Source organism: Helcobacillus massiliensis (assembly GCF_033106145.1).
GTDB classification, from domain to species: domain Bacteria; phylum Actinomycetota; class Actinomycetes; order Actinomycetales; family Dermabacteraceae; genus Helcobacillus; species Helcobacillus massiliensis.
Window position 1 is genome coordinate 2,378,690 of the sequence record NZ_CP136959.1, and the last position, 19,177, is coordinate 2,397,866.

Consider the following 19,177-nt stretch of genomic DNA (forward strand, 5'->3'; position numbering starts at 1 on the left):
GGGGTTAGGCCGCCAGGCTGACGGTCGGGTTCATGATGGTCTCGTTTTCGATGGGGGTCAATCGGCCCAGGCGGGCCTGTCGGTGGCGTCGATGGTAGGTTCGCTCGATCCAGGTGATGATTGCGATCCGGAGATCTTCTCGAGTCCGCCATTGCTTGCGGTCCAGGACGTTCTTCTGGAGCAGGGCGAAGAAGGACTCCATCGCGGCGTTGTCCCCGGCAGCACCGGCTTTGCCCATCGATCCGATGAGGTGATGGCGGTTCAGGGCGTTCACCGCGAGGCGGGCCTTCATCCGGTCGCTGATGGAGCAGCCGACGATCCGGCCGGAGAACACGTCCTTGATCGCGCAGAGGTAGAGCTTCCCCTCGTCGGTCCAGTGTTCGGTGATGTCAGTCAGCCATATCTCGTTGACGTTATCGGCGGTGAAGTCGCGCTTGATCAGGTCGTCGTGCACGGGTGGTCCGGGGCGCTTGCCGTTCTTGCCGCGCTTCTTCCCGAACACCGACCACCACTGATTGTCCCGTCAGATCCGCCACGCGGTCCGCTCACACATCGGCTCACCAGCGGCTTCCGCTTCCCTGGCGAGGAACCGGTTGCCGAACTCGGGATCGTCACGGTGGGCGTCGAACAGCGGTTAGCTCGATAGGCCTCGACCAGCTCGGACTCGGTGACCTGCTGTTTCCGCCAGCGGTAGTAGGGCTGGCGGGAGAGCTTCAGCACCCGCAAGGACACCGCGACAGGGACCCCATCGGCGGCGAGCTCACTCACGAGCGGGTAGAGCCTGTTCCCGGCAGGTTCGCCTGCGAGAGGTAGGCGGCAGCGCGGCGCAGGACCTCGTTCTCGTGCTCCAGCAGCCGGTTGCGCCGGCGGAGGTCGCGCAGCTCGACCAAGTGCGCAGCGTCGGGCTCAGCGCCGAGCTCAGCGCAGCGGTGGAACAAGGGGTCCTCTCCGCTTGGCGGGCGGACCGAGACGGTGTGGACCGGATTCAGCGAGCTTGAGCCCTCACCAGGGAGTCTGTCCGTGAATGTCAGACCTTGGCTGAGACCGCGAGCCGTGCGCCGAAGAAGATCAGGACACCCCGGTGACTCGGTCGATCCAGCGGAGGAAACGAGCGGACCGGAGCTGTCGTCCGATCGTGGCGGTGCCCAGGATGATCAGGGTCAGCCAGATCATTCCGATCACGCAGGCGGGTCGAAGTGCGGTGCTGTGTCCGCTGCCGCCACGGGGTGAGCCCGAGACCCGCGCAGTCTGCTCGTGATGGCCGTCGTCTCGCGTCCGGTCCGGTGGTGCCGGCTCGCCGGTGACGCCGCGCACGCGATGACTCCAAACCTCGGCCAGGGCGGCGGGCAGGCTATGGCGGACGCGGCCACTCTCGCGACTCTGCTCGCCCCGCTGGCTCCCCATGACTCTCCGGACCCCGAGGCACTGGCGCGGGCACTGGAGGCATACGACTCGCTGCGCAGGCCTCGCAGTCAGCGGATCGCGCAGCGGTCCCGGCTGGTGGGCCGGCTCGCCCACGCCGGCGGTCCGGTTGCGGCGCGAATGCGGGACGCGGTGCTCGCCGCCACGCCTCAGTCGGCGCTCAGGCGGCAGTCGGACTGGTTGCAGTCGTGGACTCCACCGGCGAAGTGAGTGCCCAGAGTCCGCGGCCAGATGCGACCGCTCCTCCTCCTGTCGGTCGATCCGGTTTGAGCTCGCGCCGGAGCGTACCGCCGACCGTGCGTCCTGGACGGTTAAGGGGTAGAGCCCGGCTGTACCGCCGCCGTCGGCCACCATACCCTGTCGCCGATGAGGGTGAACACGGCGGGCACGAGGACGGTGCGCACGAGCACCGTGTCGATGAGGACGCCGAGGCCCACGATCAGACCCAGCTGCCCCAGCACCACCAACGGCAGAACACCCAGAGCGGCGAACACGGCGGCGAGGACCACGCCAGCGCTGGTGATGACCACGCCCGTGTGGGACACGGCCCGCACCAGGGCGCTGCGCATCGGGTGCGTCCGGTTCTCCTGCTGAATGCGGTGGGCGAGGAAGATCGAGTAGTCCACGCCGAGCGCCACCAGGAACAGGAACGCGATCAGGGGGACGGTGATGTCCAGGCCCGGCCAGTCGAACAGGGCCTCGCCGAGGAGCGTGCCCATGCCGATCGCACCCACGGTGGAGATGCCGGTCAGGGCCATCAGTACGATCGGGGCGACGACCGAGCGCAGCAGCACGCCGAGCAGGATGAGGACCACCAGAACGATCAGCGGCGCGATCAGGGTCAGGTCCCGCACGGACGCGTTGTGCACATCCGCTGCGGCCGCGCTGGTGCCGCCCACGAGGATCTGCGGATCGGTGTCCACGGCAGCGGAGCGCAGGGCGTCCACCTCGGCGGTCGCAGCAGCGGTCTCCGGCTCCGCCGTGCCGGTGACGCTGATCGGAACCCAGGTGCCGCCGTCGGCAGTAAACGGCTTGCCGGTCACGTGGGCGCGCTGCACACCGTCCACGTCCTTCGCCTTCGCGAGGAACCCGTCGGCGGCGGAAGCGGGGGCGACCACGGTGTGCGGGCCGGCCTCACCGGCCGGGTAGTGCGCAGCCATTGTCTCCAGTCCGGAACGGGACTCGGACGCGGTCGCGAACTGCTCCGACTGCGACAGCCCGATCTGCGTGCCCACCAGGCCCAGGCCACCGGCCACGAGGATCGCGAGGGCGGCCAGGCCCGAGATGACCGGATGTGCCGTGACGGCGCGGGCCACGGCAGCGAACAGGCCGCGCGGCTCCTCCTCGGCACCGCCCTGTGCCTCATGGTGATGCGCGGGCCGCGGGATGAACGGCCAGAAGATGCCGCGGCCCAGCAGGGCCAGCAGAGCGGTCAGCGGGAACACGACCGCCAGAAGTGCCAGCAGCAGACCAGCGGCGGCAGCGATGCCGAGGCCGCGCGTGGCAGGCATCAGCGCCACCATGAGGGTCAGCAGGGACAGCACCACGGTCACGTTCGAGGTGACGATCGCGGGGATGATCCGCGACCACGCGGTGGCGAGCGCTGAGCGCTGATCCTGCTGGACGTGCAGCTCCTCGCGGTAGCGGGAGATCAGCAGCAGGGCGTAGTTCGCGCCCGCGCCGAACACCAGCACGGAGATCACGCCGGCGTCGAAGGCGAGGCTGAGCTTCTCGCCGAGGAAGCTGGTCAGAGAACTGGAGGCCCCGTCGGCCAGGGCGATCACCACCAGCGGCACGATCCACAGGATGGGGGAGCGGTAGGTGAGCAGCAGCAGGACCGCGACCACCGCGATCGTCACCGCCAGCAGGGTGAAGTCGGCGCCGACGAAGGCGCCGCGGATGTCGGAGCCGATGGCGGGACCGCCGGTCACCTGCACGGTGAGGTCGTCGCCGCCGGTGCGGTGCGCGGTCTCCCGCAGGGCGTTCACTTCGGCGTCCACAGCCGTGTTGTTCTCACTGGTCGCGGTGGCCTCATCGGCGGAGGTGGACGGCTCCGTGTTGATCTGGGTGCCCACGATCACCGCCTTGCCGTCCTCCGACGGGATCGGCCCGAACGCCTCCGTGCCGCTCTCGGCGGCGAGCGCGGACTTCACCTTCTCGGCGCGCTTCATGTCCTCCGGGGTGAGGGCGGCGCCGTCCGGGCGGGAGACCACGGCCATGACCTGCTGGTTCTCACTGCCGGGCGCCTTGGCGAGCAGCTCCTTCGCCTGCGTGGACTCAGCGGTCGCGGGCGCGGCGTCCATTCCGCCGACGGGCCCCGTGCCGCGCAGACCGCCGAAGATCGCGAGCGCGGCGACCACGGCGAGCGCGAGGGTGATCCACGCGCCCTTCGTGGACGTGAGGAAACGGCCCATGCGCTCCAGGCGGGTCGGCTCACCGGCGGGGCCGGGCCCGCCCGGGTGGGCGCGGTGCCCGTTGCGGGTGTGGGCGGAGCGGGCTGCGGTTTCACGGGTGGAGGTGGAGGCCGACGGGTGCCGGCGGGCCTCAGTGCGGGGCAGTGCGGTGCTCATGCCTCCACGCTAGAAATCGGGCAGACGGGGGTGATCAACCGAAGGGTTGATCGTGCCCGCGCCCTGACCGGGCCCGCTCCCCGCGCCCTGACCGGGCCTGGGCGGGCCGGGTCGGGTAGAAATGGGGTATGAGTCAGAACCCACCGAGCTTCGGCCAGTCAGGATCCTCGGGCGCCGCCCACAGCGCGCCCGTCTGTCCGCGCCACCCGCAGGTCGCCAGCTATGTGCGATGCCGGCGCTGCGACCGGCCCATGTGCGGCGCCTGCCAAGTGCACACCGAGGTCGGCGCCATCTGCACCGACTGCGCCGGCGACCTGCAGCGCGACCGCGCCGCCGCCCAGCCCCGCAACGCCATCGGCGGCCGCGGCTCCGACACCCCGATCATCACCTGGACACTGATCGGCATCTGCGTGGTCATGTTCGGCCTGCAGAACCTCCCCGGGGTCTCCGGCGTGATCCGGCAGTGGACCACCTTCGCGCCGTTCCGCACCGAGGCGATGCCGTGGACACTCATCACCTCCGGATTCCTCCACGGCGGCATCATGCACCTGCTGCTGAACATGTACGCCCTGTGGGCGATCGGCCAGTTCCTCGAACGGTCCTTGGGCCGCTGGCGCTACCTCGGCCTGTTCCTGCTGTCCGTGATCGGCGGCCACGCCGCCGTGATGTGGCTGGCGAGCGCGGGCCTGGACGACTGGTACACCGGCACCGTCGGCGCCTCCGGCGGAGTGTTCGGCCTGTTCGGCGCACTCTTCGTGGTGCAGCAACGCATGGGCGAGCAGGCCACCCAGGTGCTGGTGCTGATCGGACTGAACTTCGCGTTCTCCTTCATGTACCCCGACATCTCCTGGCAGGGACACCTCGGCGGCATGATCACCGGCACCCTCATCGCCCTCGTCCTGTTCGCCACTCGCGTGAAGGCGGCCCCCGGTGCTGACCGTGCCGCCCTCGCCCGCCGGGCGGACCTCACCCATGCCGCGGTGCTCGCGGCCGCGCTCGCGGTGCTCGGCGCAGTGGTCCTGGCCCGCGTGCTGACAGTGCCGGACTGGGCGATGCCGCCGCTGTTCTGATGGCACCGCGGGCGGCGTGCACCGCCGCCTCACTTCTGCACACCGGCTGCGTGCTCTGCTCTGAGCGCGCAGCCGGTCTGTTCACGCCGACATCAGGGGCTCGTCACCAGGGGTTTTCTCGGTGACCGGGCGGTTGCGGTTCCACAGTCTGTCCACCCGTTGTGGACAAGGTGGGGCTTGTGCACATGCGCCATCCACATCGCTGTCCACATGTGTGGAGTAATCGCATTGTTGTGATTTCCCAGGTCAGTGGGTGTTCCGACGGGTTATCCACAGTGAGTGTGGTGGGTAGGCGGCGACTGTGCACACGATTCACACCCGTAGTTGTCCCCACTTGGGCGCGGTATGTGCACAACGCAGGCCGCATATGTGCACAATTGAGGCCGGGGAATCCACGAACATCCCAAAAGTTATCCACAAAGTTGTCCACGGCTGGGGATAATCACAGGCGTGTAGTTTCCGTCGGCCCTGATTCGGCCACCCGGCCCCGCGCGGTTGTCCACACTTCCGGTTCTTCAGGGGCCGCAGCCCCACTCCGACACCGCGCCCGTCGGTCCCCGTATGCTCGTCCAATGAGCACGTCCACCAGCCTCGAGGACCTGTTCCCGCCGTTCGCCCTGCGCATCACCGCCGACGACCTCACCATGCGCCTGATGCGCGACAGCGACCTTCCCGAATACGCCGCACTGCTCCACGAACCGGTCTTCGACCCCGCCTTCGAACACGCCTGCTTCGCCTGGCTGGGCGAAGACCTCGCCGCGACCGCGAAAAGTGCGGTCCAGTTCCAGTGGGCCCAGCGCGCCGCCATCGGCGGAGACGACTATGAGATCCCCTTCGGCGTCTGGTGGAAGGGGCGCCTCGTCGGCAGTCAGGGCCTGCGCCTCAAGGAGTTCGCGAGCCTCCGCACAGTCGACTCCGGCTCCTGGCTCACCCGCTCAGCCCACGGCCAGGGCATCGGCACCCTCATGCGCCAAGCGATCCTCGTGTTCGCGTTCGACCACCTCGGCGCCGAACGCGCCGAATCCGGTGCGGAGGACGGCAACCTGCCCTCCCTCGCCGTGTCGAAGCGGCTCGGCTACCGGCCGAACGGCACAGCCGTCGTGATGGAGGGCGGCCGACGGAGGCTGCACCACCGCATGGTCCTCACCCCGGACGACTTCGTGCGCCCCAAGGTGGAGGTGCAGGTGGAGGGCTTCACCCCCGAGCTGCGGCGGATGCTGACGGGGGAGTAGCCGCCCGGGTCGGCACCCGTCGGCCCGGGTCTGATCCCGTCGGCCAGCGCCACCCGGGCATGAGCCCGTCGGCCGGCGCCCACCCGCGCACCTCCGCCGCCACGGGAGGGGGCGGGCTCGTCAGTGCCGCACCACCGAGCTCAGCAGCAGTGAGGAATGCGAGTTCTCCACCCCGCTGGTGTTGCGGATTTCGCGCAGCACCTGGTCGAAGTGGGTGAGGTCGCGGCAGGAGATCTCCGCGACCAGGTCCCAGTTGCCGTTCGTGGTGTGCAGCGCCGCGATCTCCGGCATGCCGCGCAGACGCTCGATCACGGTCGTGGTGGTCACGCCGCCCACCGCGATGTGGGTGACGCTGCGGATCTGGTCGAGCTCGCCTTCGTCGCGCACCCGCACCGTGTAGCCGACGATCACGCCGCGCGACTCCAGGCGCTCCAGACGCTTCGTCACCGTGGTCCGGGAGACACCGAGCTGCGCGGCGAGCGTCGCGATCGGCATGCGGCCGTCCTTGCGGAGAAGGGAGATGAGGGAGCGGTCGAACTCAGACAGAGCGGGCATGGTCACAATGCTAACCAGGGATGCGCACAATGATGTATCTCTGCGCACACTGTGCCCACTACGTCGGTGGTGTGTTCACAATGATCCCTTTAGGCTTGACATTGTTCTGAGTCGCAACGAACGGCCCCGCGCCGGCCACCAGCTGGAACGGGACCCGCACGCGAGTCAGCGAAGACCGAGCCGCAGCAGCGGCATCCCCATGTGGAAGGAGCACACAGTGGTAGCTTTCGTCGGCGTCGATTCCATGGCGCGCTGGATCCAGCGCGACGGCGTGGAGAACATCATCGCCCGGATGATCGACCAGCTCGAGGCGGACTTCAAGCGCTGGGAGATGTTCTACAAGATCCCCCGCGTCGCCTCCCACACCCCGATCGGCGTCATCGAACTGATGCCCACCTCGGACTCGGAGACCTACTCCTTCAAGTACGTCAACGGCCACCCCTCCAACCCGGCGCGCGGCTACCAGACCGTCACCGCGTTCGGTGTCCTCGCCGATGTCGACAACGGCTACCCGACCTTCCTCGCCGAGATGACCCTGCTGACCGCCGTGCGCACCGCGGCCGTGTCCGGCATGTTCGCCAAGCACCTCGCCCGCAAGGACTCGAAGGTCATGGGCATGATCGGCTCCGGCTCGCAGTCCGAGTTCCAGGCCCTCGCCATGCGCCACGTGTTCGGCGTCGAAGACCTCAAGATCTACGACGTCGACCCGGCCGCACAGGAGAAGGTCCGCCGCAATCTCGAGCCGCTCGGCTTCCGCGTCCAGATCTGCGACACCTCTGATGAGGCCGTCACCGGCGCGGACATCATCACCGTCTGCACCGCCGACAAGGCGCAGAACAAGGTCCTCTCCGACCGCCAGATCGACCTCGCCAACCCGGGCGTTCACATCAACGCCATCGGCGGCGACGCCCCCGGCAAGACCGAGCTCGAAGCCGCCATCCTCGAGCGCGGCCCCGTGTTCGTCGAATTCCCGGAGCAGACCCGCATCGAGGGCGAGATCCAGCAGATGCCGGAGGACTTCCCGGTGGTCGAGTTCTGGAAGGTCCTCACCGGCAAGGCCGACGGGCGCACCTCCGATGACCAGATCACGATCTTCGACTCCGTCGGCTTCGCGATCTCCGACGGCTCCGCGCTCAAGGTGTGCCGCGACATGACCGCCGGCACTGAGCTGCAGGACCAGGTCGACCTGGTCGCCGACCCGGACGACCCGAAGGACCTGTTCTCCATGGTCAACTCCCTCAAGCCCGTCGGCTGAGGTCGCTGCCATGGGATACACCTCCATGGCGCAGATCGGAACCGACGGGGGCGCGGCAGCGCGCCTCCGTCGGCCCTCCCCGGAGCAGGGGTCTCCTTCGCGTACCCGAACCCAGGCTCCCAGCGCCGTCATGATGGTGCGACCGCACCGTTTCCGCCCCAACCAGCAGACCGCGGCGGACAACCACTTCCAGACTGAGCCGGACGCATCCCGCAGCGTCATCGCCCAGCGCGCCTACGATGAAGTGACGCGCATGGTCGAGCAGCTGCGCGGCCGCGGGGTCGATGTCCTCCTGCTCGAGGACGAGGGCACCACCACCCCCGACTCCGTGTTCCCCAACAATTGGATCACCACGCACCCCACGGGGCTGCTCGCCACGTTCCCGATGTATGCGGAGAACCGCCGGCTGGAACGCCGGGCCGACGCGCTCGAGCTGCTGCAGGAACGGTTCCACGTGTACGACACGGTTGATCTCTCGGCGGCGGAGCTGGAGGGCGAAGCGCTCGAAGGCACCGGCGTGATGATCTTCGACCACCTGGAGATGCTGGCGTACGCGTGCCGCTCGAAGCGGCTCTCCAGCCGCCTGTTCGACGAGTTCTGCGAGCTCGCCGGCTACACCCCGATCCTGTTCGACGCCACTGACTCCGACGGCGTCCCCGTGTACCACACGAACGTCATGATGGCGCTCGGCACGGACCTCGCCGTGATCGGTGCGTCGATGATCCGCGACGGGTCCGAGCGCCGCGCCGTGCTCGGGCAGCTGCGCGACACCGGCCGCGAGGTCGTGGAGCTGACGGAGGAGCAGATCGGGTCGTTCGCCGGGAACTGCCTCGAGGTGCAGGGGGCCGACGGGCGCCTGCTCGTCATGAGCCGCACCGGTGTGGATTCGCTCAGCCGCGCCCAGCGCGACCGGATCGAGTCGCGCGTGGAGCTGCTGCCGGTGGATGTGCACACGCTCGAACTGGCCGGTGGGTCCGCTCGCTGCATGCTCGCCGGGATCCACCTCGAGCCCCGCCAGGTGCACACCCCGCGCGCCTGACGCGGCGGGGCGGCCGGGCAGGGCGCCTCGCCGTGGTGGGGCTGACGCGGCGGGGCGGCCGCGAACGCTGCTCGAACCCGGCCGTGCCCCACCGAGTCAGCCGCCCCGCGTCGGCGGCTCACTCGTTGAAGTCGGCGGGGTCGCGGGACACGCGGCCCTCGGGCCCGCGGTCCAGTGCGGTGATGCGCTCCACCTCGTCATCGGTCAGCGTCAGCTGCAGCGACTCGAAGTTCTCCCGGATGCGCTCCGGCGTCACCGACTTCGGGATCACCACGAGGCCGAGCTGGCGGTGCCAGGCGAGGATCGTCTGCGCCGGCGTTGCGCCGTGCGCCTTCGCGATCTCGGTGATGACCGGGTCGGTGAGGGCATCGCCGCCCTGCGACAGCGGGCCCCACGACTCCGTCAGCACGCCCATCTCCGCATTGACGCGGCGCAGCTGCGGCTGGTTGAAGTGCGGGTGCAGCTCGATCTGGTTGAGCACCGGAGCCACGCCGGAGCCGTCCACGAGCTCCTCCAGCTGCTCCACCGGGAAGTTCGCGACGCCCACCGACGAGATGCGGCCCTGCTCCTTCAGCTCCAGGAACGCCCGCCACGTCTCCGGGTACAGCCGACGCTTCGGCATCGACCAGTGGATCAGGTACAGGTCGATGCTCTCGCGCCCGAGGCGCTGCATCGACTCCTCGAACGCGCGCAGCGTGGAATCGTAGCCCTGGTCGGTGTTCCACAGCTTCGTCACCAGGAAGATCTCCGACGGGTCCACCCCCGACGCTTCGATGCCGCGGCGCACACCCTCCTCATTGCCGTACACAGCGGCGGTGTCGATGTGGCGGTAGCCGACGGTGAGGGCCTCCTTCACCGACGCCTCCGCCTCCTCGTTCGACATCGTGAACACGCCGAACCCGAGCTGCGGGATCTCGCGGCCGTCGTTCATCGTCAGGGTGGGGGAGGCGAGAGCAGTCACGGGGTGTCCTTTCCTCAGGCGGGGGGTCAGGGGCGGGGCCGACGGGTGCCGGCTATTCCCCGATGCGGCGCATGGTGGCGGGGTCCATGCCGGTGCGGCCCGCGATGCCGCGGTCCAGTTCGTTGATGAGGTCGATCTGCGCATCGGTCAGTTCGATCCGCAGCGACTCGAAGTTCTCCCGCAGACGCTCCGGAGACACCGACTTCGGGATCGCGATCGTGCCGATCTGCCGGTGCCAGGCCAGCACCACCTGCGCGGGCGTGGCGTCATGCATCGCGGCGATCTGGTGCAGATCCGCCTGCGTGAACAGTTCACCGCCGCGCGCGAGCGGCGCCCACGCCTCGGTGGGGATGATCAGCTCGCGGTTCACCTCGCGCATGCGGGCCTGGTTGAAGAACGGGTGCAGTTCGATCTGGTGGACCGACGGGGTCACGCCCGTGGCGTCGATGATCTCCCGCAGCTCCGGCTCGGCGAAGTTGGAGACGCCGATGGAGCGGACCCGGCCCTCCTCCTGCAGGTCGATGAGGGCGCGCCAGGTGTCCACGTACAGTCCCTGCTCGGGTACGGCCCAGTGGATGAGGCAGAGGTCGAGGACGTCGAGGCCGAGGCGGTCCATGGAGGCGTCGAAGGCGCGGCGGGCGGCGTCGTAGCCGTGGTCGTCGTTCCAGATCTTCGTGGTGACCACGATGTCCTCGCGCGGCACGTCGCTCTCGCGCAGGGCCTGCCCCACGCTCTCTTCGTTCTCGTAGAGCGCGGCGGTGTCGATGAGGCGGTACCCGATGTCCAATGCGGCAGAGATCACGCCGGGAATGTCAGCGTTGTCGACCTTGTAGACGCCGAGCCCGAGTTGCGGGAGCTCGAGGCCGTCGCGCAGGGTGACGACGGGGCTGACCAGGGGTTCTGTCATTCGGGGGCCTCCTTGGGGCACGGACCGGCACCAGGCTATCCTTCCCGTCCGGCGCGCTCGGACCCCCGGCTGCACGAAGACCCGGACATTACCTTTTCTTTACCCTACGATGGTCGAATGCGGAATCACTGTTGCGTCCCCATACTGGTTCCCATGACTCGCAGCACCAGCTTCCCTCTCGTCCGCCGCCCCCGCCTGCGCACCGCCGCAGCCCTCCTCGCCGGCGGCGTCCTCCTCGCCTCCTGCACCAGCGGCCCCGACTCCGCACCCGCGGGCGGAACGGGTGACAAGGGAGCGAACCAGGGCGCTGGCCAGCCTCCGTCGGCCGCCGACGACGCGAAGAAGCTCCCCAAGGGCGCCCTCGACGCCTCCGTTGCGACCGACCTCGCGCCCACCGACGCCGTCGACTCCGCCCTCGCCTCCGACCCCGACCTCAAGCCCTCCGGCAAGGTCATCACCGGTGACATCAACGGCGACGGCGAAGAGGACGCCCTCCGCCTCGCCACCCGCACGAGCCAGAACGGCAGCGTGGTCGTCGTCGGCGCGCTCGGGAAGTCCGAATCCGTCGGCCAGCAGACCGTCCTGCTGCCCGCCCAGCAGCTCGGCGTCCACCTCACCGTCACCGACACCGGCGCCTCGGCCGACGGAGTCCGCATCACCGTCGACGCCCACACCTCCGCCGGCATCGTCGACCACAGGCAGCGACGCCTCGTCATCACCCCCGCCGCGAAGGGCGCCGGCACCGCCGCAGCCTGGGACATCGGCGTGACCCCCGCCTCGGCCGGCTCCGACGGCGAAGTGTCCAGCGCGAAGGAGGACCACGCCGACGAACTCAAGGTCAACAACGGCGCCCCCATCGCCTCGATCACCGAGGGCTTCGAGTACTCCGACCCGATCCTGTTGGGCCGCCCCGTCGAATTCGCGTTCGACGTCCCCGACGGCCAGGACCTTGTGCTGTCCGGTTCGTTCACCGACACGCAGCTCGACGCCGTCGACGCCGACGGCCACCAGCTCTCCATCGGCACCGACGGCCTGATCCACACCGACCACCCGGGTGTGGTGCGCGTGCGCATCGCCAGCCTCGCCGCCCCCACCACGACTCCGCAGATCCGCGGGCACCTCGTGCCCACCGGCCGCCACATGGGGGCGGAGCAGAACTCCGACAAGCGCCCCGAAACCGCTGAGCAGGCCGAAGCGAACAGCGGCGAGCCCGGCGGCCAGCCCGACGAGTTCGTCCCGTGGAACCAGGGCATCACCGGCACCTCGGCCTTCCCCACCCACACCGCCGACGGCAAGCCCATCGCCTACCTCACCTTCGACGACGGCCCCGGGCCCGACACCCCGAAGGTGCTCGCCACCCTTGAGAAGTACGACATCCCCGCCACCTTCTTCCTCCTCGGACAGTCCGCCGCCGCTGACCCCGACATGGTGCAGACCATCCGCGACAAGGGCATGAAGGTGGGCGGCCACTCCCAGACCCACCCGGACCTCACTAAGCTCGGGCCCGACGGGGTCCGCCGCGAGTTGCGCGATTCCCGCAAGGCGATCGGCGGCGACCTCACCTGCATGCGCCCGCCCTACGGCGCGTCCAACTCGCGCGTCCGCAGCATCATTGCGGAGGAGAAGGAGAACATCGTCGGCTGGACCGTGGACCCGCAGGACTGGGCGAAGCCCGGCGCGGACACCATCGCGAAGCGGGTTGTCGAGCAGACCCACCCGGGCGCGGTGATCCTCGAGCACGACGGCGGCGGCGACCGCAGTCAGACCGTCGCGGCGATGAACCAGTACATCCCGCAGCTGCAGGCGAAGGGCTACGTGTTCCGCACCATCCCGTCCTGCTGAGCGCTCACCGGCGCTTCCGGTTCCGACGTGTTCAGCCCTGTCGGCCGGTGTCGTCGCTGAACACGTCGGGGATGCCGTCCTGGTTCGCATCCACCGACTCCTCCTCCGCGATCTTCGCGTAGTGGCGGCTGCGGGGCAGGAGGATCGCCGACCCGACGATCGCCGCCAGCACCGACGCCGTCAGAACGCCCACCTTCGCCGCATCCTGCATGGACGGATCCGACGGGAAGCTGAGCTCCGCGATCAGCAGCGACACGGTGAAGCCGATGCCGGCGAGCGCCGCCATGCCGATCAGGTCGATCCATGCGATCGCCGGATCCAGATTCGCCCGCTTCAGACGGGTGATGAGGAACGTTGTGCCGACGATCCCGATGATCTTGCCGGCCACCAGACCCGCCATCACACCGAGGGCGATGGTGCCGGTCCAGGCGTCGAGGAGGCCGCTGAGACCGCCGACTGCCACACCGGCGCTGAAGAACGCGAACACCGGCACCGCGAACCCGGAGGACAGCGGTGCGAAGCGGTGCTCGAAGGTCTTCGCCAGCGAGTACTCCCTGCCGAGGTGGGAGCGCACCGTCACCGGCACCATGAACGCGAGGACCACACCCGCGATCGTGGCGTGGATGCCGGAGTTGTAGAACAGCGCCCACACAACGGCGCCGAGCGGCAGCAGCACGAACCACGCCGCACCGTACGACTTCTTGAACAGCGTCTCCGCCTTCTGCGCGATCAGGCGGTACAGCGCCAGCGGGATCAGCGCGATCGCCAGGTACCCGAGCTGCAGATCATCGGAGTAGAACACGGCGATGATCACGATCGCGAGCAGGTCGTCCATGATCGCGAGGGTCAGCAGGAACGTCCTGAGGGCCGACGGGAGCTTCGAACCCACGATCGCCAGTACCGCAACAGCGAACGCGATATCAGTGGCCGCCGGGATCGCCCAGCCATTCGTTGCGCCACTGGGGCCGGCGAGGTTGATCGTGAAGAAGATCAGCGCCGGAACCGCGACACCACCGACCGCGGCGGCGACGGGCACAAGCGCCTTCCCGGGGTCCCGCAGGTCGCCCTGAATGAACTCCATCTTCAGCTCGAGGCCCACCATGAAGAAGAAGATCGCGAGGAGGCCGTCGGCCGCCCAGTGGCCGATGGAGAGGTTGAGGTCGAGCCCGAACAGTTCGAAGCCGAGGTGAGTGTCGCGCAGGGCGAAGTAGGCGTCCGCCGCGGCGGAGTTGGCGAGGATCAGCGCGATGATCGTGGCGAGCACGAGGATGCCGCCGCCGGTCGCCTCACGCGTGAGGACCTTTTCGATGCGGGAGTATTCGCGGTAGGTGCCGCGCTCCAGGATCGCCCGACGCCGCGGGGTCGAGGCAACCGGCTCCGTGCCGTCGGCGCTGGGGCTGTTCAGCTCAGGGCTGCTGGGCGCGGCGCTGCTCTGCTGGGTGCTGCTGGGCGCGGGGCGGCTGGGCTCAGGGCTGCTGGGCTCGGAGCCGTTCGGGGCTGCGGGTGAGGGGGCCATAGGAGTCCTTTCGGGGTCAGCGAACATCGTCATTCGCCGACCAGACTTCCCGGCACACCGCAGTCCACCTTGTCACGCCGGCCGCGCTTCGACCTAGGCGCCGCGCGTCCCCATGTGACGGGCGCCACTGCAGCGAGGGGGTCGGACGGCGCCCGACCCGTCGGCGCGCCCGGCCCCGCCCGGCTCCGTCGGCCGCCGCCCCGGCCCGCCGCACTTCCCCCACAGAATTCGATATATGGGCAGAATTCGGGCCGAATAGCGAACATCCAACAACTTCTGTGGGCTGGGCTGAGCTCGCGGCGGGGCCTCGGTTGGCGACTGTGGACCGACGGTTACCCCCAGCGCACCCTGGGCGGTCGCGGAATCCGTCGGCCGGTACGAAGGTCGAAACATGGCCCGCCACTCAGCCCCGCTGCCCCCACTGCTTCATCGGACCGTGTTCCTTGCGGCCGATGCAGCAGCGTGCGGCGTGTCGAGGGCGCGTCTCAGGGCGAGGGACATACTCCGATTCGGGCAGGGCCTCTACGCACACCGTGACCTCGAGGTGACGGAAGCGATGATGGCAGCTGCGCTGGTGAGGAAGTTCCCGGGCAGCACGGTGTCGGGGTTGAGTGCTGCGCGCCTCCACGGCATCCCGCTGCCGACCTGGCTGAACACCTGGGAGCCCGGGCAGCCAGTGCACCTCAGCGACGCCCCGGGTAATCGTCGCCGGAGCACCCCTCTGGTGACCTGGGATCATTCGCTCGTCCACGGGGCTGATCGAAAGGCGTGGCGGATACCGCGCGTGCCGGCGCTGGGTGACCTGTCGCGGCTCAGTTCGTCCATAGTCCAACGATCGGGAACAGCCGGCACCGGATCGGGGCCAACCGGTTTTCAAGCGCGCACTGCCAGAACCGATGGGCCTGGGGTGCGCGGATATTCGTTTGTTCCGATGCTCACGCCGGCGCGTCTGTGGATCCAGATCTGCCCGGATCTGCCGTGGGATTGGCGGGTCGCCGTCGGCGATCACCTGGTGCGCATCCCCTTCCACCGGGCTGATGAGCGCTACGGTCGCGGACCCATTGAGTCGCCGTTGACGCTCGCCGAGACCGTCTCCCAGTGCGCCGCGCTTCGCGGTGTCGCACTGGCGAGAAACGCTCTGCCGTTGATCAGGGTCGGTGTCGACTCCGTCCAAGAGACCAGGACACGGCTCGCGTTCGCATGCGGGAGGATCCCTGCCCCGGAGGTCGGAGAGCCGATGCATGATGCCAACGGCCGGATCTGGGCACGCCCCGATTTCCTCTGGCGGGAGTTCAAACTGGTCGGGGAGTACGACGGCATCAAGCACTTCGCGAGTGGTGCCGCTTCTCGGGACCAGGCACGGTCAGCGAGGCTGCGACGCGCGGGCTTCACCGATGTGCACATCTTCTACGACGATCTTCCGCTCAGCGTGCCCGGTCAGACAGACGCAGAGGTCCGGGCTGCGCTCGCGGACTGCGGGGCCGTTCGCTTGGTGGGAGAAGAGCTGCGCCGATTGGGGTGGAAGTCGGGTCAGCGCAGGTGACCGGACTGGCTGGAGAGTCCCGAGCCGTCAGGGGAGCTTCGGGCTAGCTGGGGTGCCTCGGGCCGACCGGGAACGGGCCCGGCTGAAGCTGGTTGGCCGACGGATTCCGCGTTGGCTGGGGCGAACTGTTCACTGAGCACCAACAGAATTCGACGGATGTTCCTTATTCGGGCTGAATAGCGAACATCCGTCGAATTCTGTGGCGGCGGCGGCGCGGCGGCGCGGCGGCGCGGCGGCGGGAGCCGACGGGGGCCGCGCGCCAGCCGGGGCTGACGGCCCCGGGACCCCGCGCCGGGTCAGTCGGCGCGGGGGTCGGTGGAGCCGAACTTCTCCCCAGCGCCGGTGCCGGGCTCACCTTCGGCGTACGGCGGGACGCGGCTGGAGCCGGTGCCGGCACCGGTGTCGTCCGCGAAGACGTCCGGGATGGAGTCCTCGTTGAGGTCCTCCTTCTCCCGCTCAGCGATCGCCTTGTACTTGCGGTTGCGGGGCACCAGGATGATCGCAGCCACGACCGCGGCGAGCACGGATGCGGTGAGGACGCCGACCTTCGCGTCGGCGTGGAGGATGCTCTCCGGGTCAAAGGACAGCTCCGCCACCAGCAGGGACACGGTGAAGCCGATGCCGGCCACCGCGGACATGCCGATCATGTCGATCCACTTGATGTCGGAGTCGAGGTTCGCGCCCTTGAAGCGGGTGACGAGGAACGTGGTGCCGGTGATGCCGATCATCTTGCCGAACACGAGGCCCACGATGATGCCGAGCGCCACGGTGGTGGACCATGCCTCGACCAGGCCGCTGAGGCCGCCCACGGCGACGCCCGCGCTGAAGAACGCGAACACCGGCACGGCGACGCCCGTGGAGAAGGGGCGGAAGCGGTGCTCGAACGTCTCGGCGAGGGAGAACTGCTTGCCGTAGATGGAGCGCGGGCGCACCGGCACCATGAACGCGAGGACCACGCCGGCGATGGTGGCGTGGATGCCGGAGTTGTAGAACAGGATCCACACGATGATGCCCAGCGGCAGCAGCAGGTACCAGGCGGCGCCGTAGGACCGTTTGAACAGGGCCTCGCCCTTGTGGGCGATGAACCAGTACAGGGCGATGAACGGCACCGCGATCAGCAGGTACACCAGGTGGAGGTCGGTGGCGTAGAAGACCGCGATGATGATGATGGCGATGAGGTCGTCCACCACGGCGAGGGTCAGCAGGAAGGTGCGCAGCGCTGCGGGCAGCTTCGAACCGATGAGGGTGAGGACGGCGACCGCGAACGCGATGTCGGTGGCGGCGGGGATCGCCCAGCCGCCCCGTGCTTCGGCCGGGCCCATCAGGTTGATGAGCGTGTAGATGACGGCGGGGACGGCCACGCCGCCGGCGGCGGCGAACATCGGCACGAGCGCCTTGCCGGGGTCGTTGAGGTCACCGGTGACGAACTCCTGCTTCAGCTCCAGGCCGGTGAGGAAGAAGAAGACGGCGAGGAGTCCGTCGGCCGCCCAGTGGGCGAGGGACAGCTTCAGGTCCAGCCAGGGGGTCTCGAATCCGACTTCGGTCTGAGCGAGGGAGGTGTAGAAGTCGTTGAAGCCGGCGTTGGCGAGGATCAGCGCGATGAGGGTCGCGATCATCAGGGCGATGCCGCCGGCGGATTCCTTCGTGAGGATGTTCTCCACGCGGGAGTACTCGCGGTAGGTGCCGCGCTCGAGGATGCGGTGGGGGACTTTGTGGGGTTCGCCGGCGAGGGGCTTGTCGGGAGTGTTCACTGCGCGGTCTCCAGGTGGGTGAGGAGGGCGGCGAAGAAGTCCTCGCAGGCCTCGAGCTGGTCGAGAGAGACGAATTCGTTGGCACCGTGCGCCTGGGCGATGTCACCGGGGCCGATGACCACGGCGCTCATGCCGGCGTGCTCGTAGATCCCGGATTCGGTGCCGTAGGTGACCTTCTCGGCCTGGACGTCGCGGCCCAGCGTCTTCGCGAGGGTGGCGGCGGGGCCGTCGGGGGCGGCGTCCAGGGGGTAGAGGAGGGAGTTGATGGTCAGCTGCGCGCCCACCTTCTTCGCGGCCGACGGGTCCGCGGGATCGTCGGGGACCGCGGCCTTCATGGCGGTGTCGAGCTCGTCGATCTTCGCCTGGATGTCGCGGACCACGGCGGGGACGTCGACGCTGGGAAGGGCGCGGAACTCGAACGTGAGGTGCGCGTGGTCGGGGACGGTGTTGCCGGCGATGCCGGCGTCGACCACGTTGACGCCGCCCGTGGTGTGGGGGACGGGGAACGCGTCGTCGCTGGGGCCCTCCTCGACGAGGCGGTCGATGACCTCGCGGTGGTACCAGGTGATGAATTCGCCGGCGTAGCGGATGGCGTTGAGGCCGCGCGGCAGCAGGGACGAGTGGGCGGCGATGCCGTGGAAGGTCGCCTGGAAGGAGTTCATGGACTTGTGGGAGGCGATCGCGGTCATCATGGTCGGCTCGCCGACGAAGGCGACGCGCGGGTGGATGCCGAGGGCGTCGAGCTGCTTGACGAGTTCTCGGGCGCCGTTGCAGGTGGTCTCCTCCTCCCACGTGGCGGCGAAGATGACGGGTTCGTCGAGGTCAGCGGCCTGGAAGCGGCCGGCCATCTGGGCGAACACGGCGAGGTAGGACTTCATGTCGCAGGTGCCGCGGCCGTAGAGGAGGCCGTCGCGCTCGGTGGCGGTGAAGGGGTCGGAGTCCCAGTCCTGGCCGTCCACGGGCACGCAGTCGGCGTGGCCGGCGATGAGGACGCCGCGGCGCTCACCGGCAGCGGGTGCCTCGGCTGCGTCGGCGGAGCTGGTGGCCCCGTCGGCCGACGGGTTCGCGCTGGTGGCGCCGTCGGTGGGGGAGTCGAGGCGGTCCACGCCGCCCTTGCCGACCCCGGACAGCTCCCCGATGAGGTCGCGGGAGAGCTGGTCGCTGGGGGTGAGGGCGCGCTCGGGGAGGAGGGCGCCGACGGATTCCTGGCCTCCGTCGGCCCCGCCGGCCTGGTGGCGGGAGGGGATGACGCCGATGAGGTTCGCGTTGATGCCGTCGTCCTCACGCAGCACGTGCGTGATCACGCCGTGGTCGCTGAGCCACCGTTGGAGGAGTTCGATCGCGGGCACGTTGCCGTCGCGCGAAGTGGTGTCCAGGGCGATCAGCTGCTCGACCGCGGCGCGCGGAGTGTCGGGCAGTGAGATGTTCACGTCGTCGGGAAGGTCTGCCATGGCGCCACTCTATGCCCCACCTCCTGGGTCGGGCAGGGGCGTCCGCCCGGAGCTGTCCGGTAC

Annotated in this window: 14 protein-coding genes and 1 pseudogene; 7 read left to right on the forward strand and 8 right to left on the reverse strand. The window is 69.1% G+C overall.

Annotation, left to right across the window (positions count from 1 at the left end):
• Positions 1 to 4: 4 nt before the first annotated feature.
• Positions 5 to 914: pseudogene (locus tag R3I40_RS10820) on the reverse strand (DDE-type integrase/transposase/recombinase); the annotation flags it as partial.
• 343 nt (positions 915 to 1,257) lie between these two features.
• On the opposite strand from R3I40_RS10820, the gene R3I40_RS10825 reads away from it, so the two are divergent.
• On the forward strand, positions 1,258 to 1,632 hold the full coding sequence (locus R3I40_RS10825; protein WP_239375657.1) for an FAD-dependent monooxygenase: 375 nt from the start codon (positions 1,258 to 1,260) through the stop codon (positions 1,630 to 1,632).
• 101 nt (positions 1,633 to 1,733) lie between these two features.
• Here the strand turns inward: R3I40_RS10825 and R3I40_RS10830 are convergent, their stop codons facing one another.
• Positions 1,734 to 3,992 carry an MMPL family transporter gene (locus tag R3I40_RS10830; RefSeq protein ID WP_285261661.1) on the reverse strand — a complete coding sequence of 753 codons (2,259 nt, stop codon included), beginning with the start codon at positions 3,990 to 3,992 and terminating at the stop codon, positions 1,734 to 1,736.
• Positions 3,993 to 4,120: 128 nt separating this feature from the next.
• Here R3I40_RS10830 and R3I40_RS10835 point away from each other — a divergent pair, with 128 nt between their 5' ends.
• Positions 4,121 to 5,062, forward strand: coding sequence for a rhomboid family intramembrane serine protease (locus R3I40_RS10835; RefSeq protein ID WP_285261660.1), 942 nt, complete (start codon positions 4,121 to 4,123; stop codon positions 5,060 to 5,062).
• 572 nt (positions 5,063 to 5,634) lie between these two features.
• On the forward strand, positions 5,635 to 6,294 hold the full coding sequence (locus R3I40_RS10840; RefSeq protein ID WP_285261659.1) for a GNAT family N-acetyltransferase: 660 nt from the start codon (positions 5,635 to 5,637) through the stop codon (positions 6,292 to 6,294).
• 120 nt (positions 6,295 to 6,414) lie between these two features.
• On the opposite strand, the gene R3I40_RS10845 is transcribed toward R3I40_RS10840, so the two are convergent.
• Entirely contained in the window at positions 6,415 to 6,849 is a 435-nt protein-coding gene (locus tag R3I40_RS10845; protein ID WP_259922370.1) for an Lrp/AsnC family transcriptional regulator, read from the reverse strand.
• Between the two features lie 199 nt (positions 6,850 to 7,048).
• Between R3I40_RS10845 and R3I40_RS10850 the strand changes: the two genes are divergently transcribed.
• Complete coding sequence (locus tag R3I40_RS10850) at positions 7,049 to 8,104, forward strand: ornithine cyclodeaminase (protein ID WP_285261658.1); 1,056 nt, start codon at positions 7,049 to 7,051, stop codon at positions 8,102 to 8,104.
• Positions 8,105 to 8,234: 130 nt separating this feature from the next.
• Positions 8,235 to 9,143, forward strand: a complete 909-nt coding sequence (ctlX, locus tag R3I40_RS10855) for a citrulline utilization hydrolase CtlX (RefSeq protein WP_317699995.1) — start codon at positions 8,235 to 8,237, stop codon at positions 9,141 to 9,143.
• 118 nt (positions 9,144 to 9,261) lie between these two features.
• Here the strand turns inward: ctlX and R3I40_RS10860 are convergent, their stop codons facing one another.
• Both R3I40_RS10860 and R3I40_RS10865 read right to left on the reverse strand, forming a co-directional pair.
• Entirely contained in the window at positions 9,262 to 10,074 is an 813-nt protein-coding gene (locus R3I40_RS10860) for an aldo/keto reductase (protein ID WP_285261743.1), read from the reverse strand.
• An 82-nt stretch (positions 10,075 to 10,156) separates the two neighbouring features.
• Positions 10,157 to 11,011: an aldo/keto reductase gene (locus R3I40_RS10865; RefSeq protein WP_285261656.1), complete on the reverse strand. Its 855-nt coding sequence runs from the start codon at positions 11,009 to 11,011 to the stop codon at positions 10,157 to 10,159.
• A 153-nt stretch (positions 11,012 to 11,164) separates the two neighbouring features.
• On the opposite strand from R3I40_RS10865, the gene R3I40_RS10870 reads away from it, so the two are divergent.
• Positions 11,165 to 12,853: a polysaccharide deacetylase family protein gene (locus R3I40_RS10870; protein ID WP_285261655.1), complete on the forward strand. Its 1,689-nt coding sequence runs from the start codon at positions 11,165 to 11,167 to the stop codon at positions 12,851 to 12,853.
• 31 nt (positions 12,854 to 12,884) lie between these two features.
• On the opposite strand, the gene nhaA (R3I40_RS10875) is transcribed toward R3I40_RS10870, so the two are convergent.
• Entirely contained in the window at positions 12,885 to 14,369 is a 1,485-nt protein-coding gene (gene nhaA / locus R3I40_RS10875; RefSeq protein WP_259922376.1) for a Na+/H+ antiporter NhaA, read from the reverse strand.
• Positions 14,370 to 14,928: 559 nt separating this feature from the next.
• Between nhaA (R3I40_RS10875) and R3I40_RS10880 the strand changes: the two genes are divergently transcribed.
• Positions 14,929 to 15,912, forward strand: a complete 984-nt coding sequence (locus R3I40_RS10880) for a putative endonuclease domain-containing protein (RefSeq protein ID WP_285261654.1) — start codon at positions 14,929 to 14,931, stop codon at positions 15,910 to 15,912.
• A 296-nt stretch (positions 15,913 to 16,208) separates the two neighbouring features.
• On the opposite strand, the gene nhaA (R3I40_RS10885) is transcribed toward R3I40_RS10880, so the two are convergent.
• A complete protein-coding gene (gene nhaA, locus R3I40_RS10885) occupies positions 16,209 to 17,663 on the reverse strand; it encodes a Na+/H+ antiporter NhaA (protein ID WP_285262001.1) in 1,455 nt (484 codons plus the stop codon).
• Positions 17,660 to 19,114, reverse strand: coding sequence for a M20/M25/M40 family metallo-hydrolase (locus tag R3I40_RS10890; RefSeq protein WP_285262000.1), 1,455 nt, complete (start codon positions 19,112 to 19,114; stop codon positions 17,660 to 17,662). Before R3I40_RS10890 ends, nhaA (R3I40_RS10885) begins: the two co-directional genes overlap by 4 nt.
• Between the last annotated feature and the right edge of the window lie 63 nt (positions 19,115 to 19,177).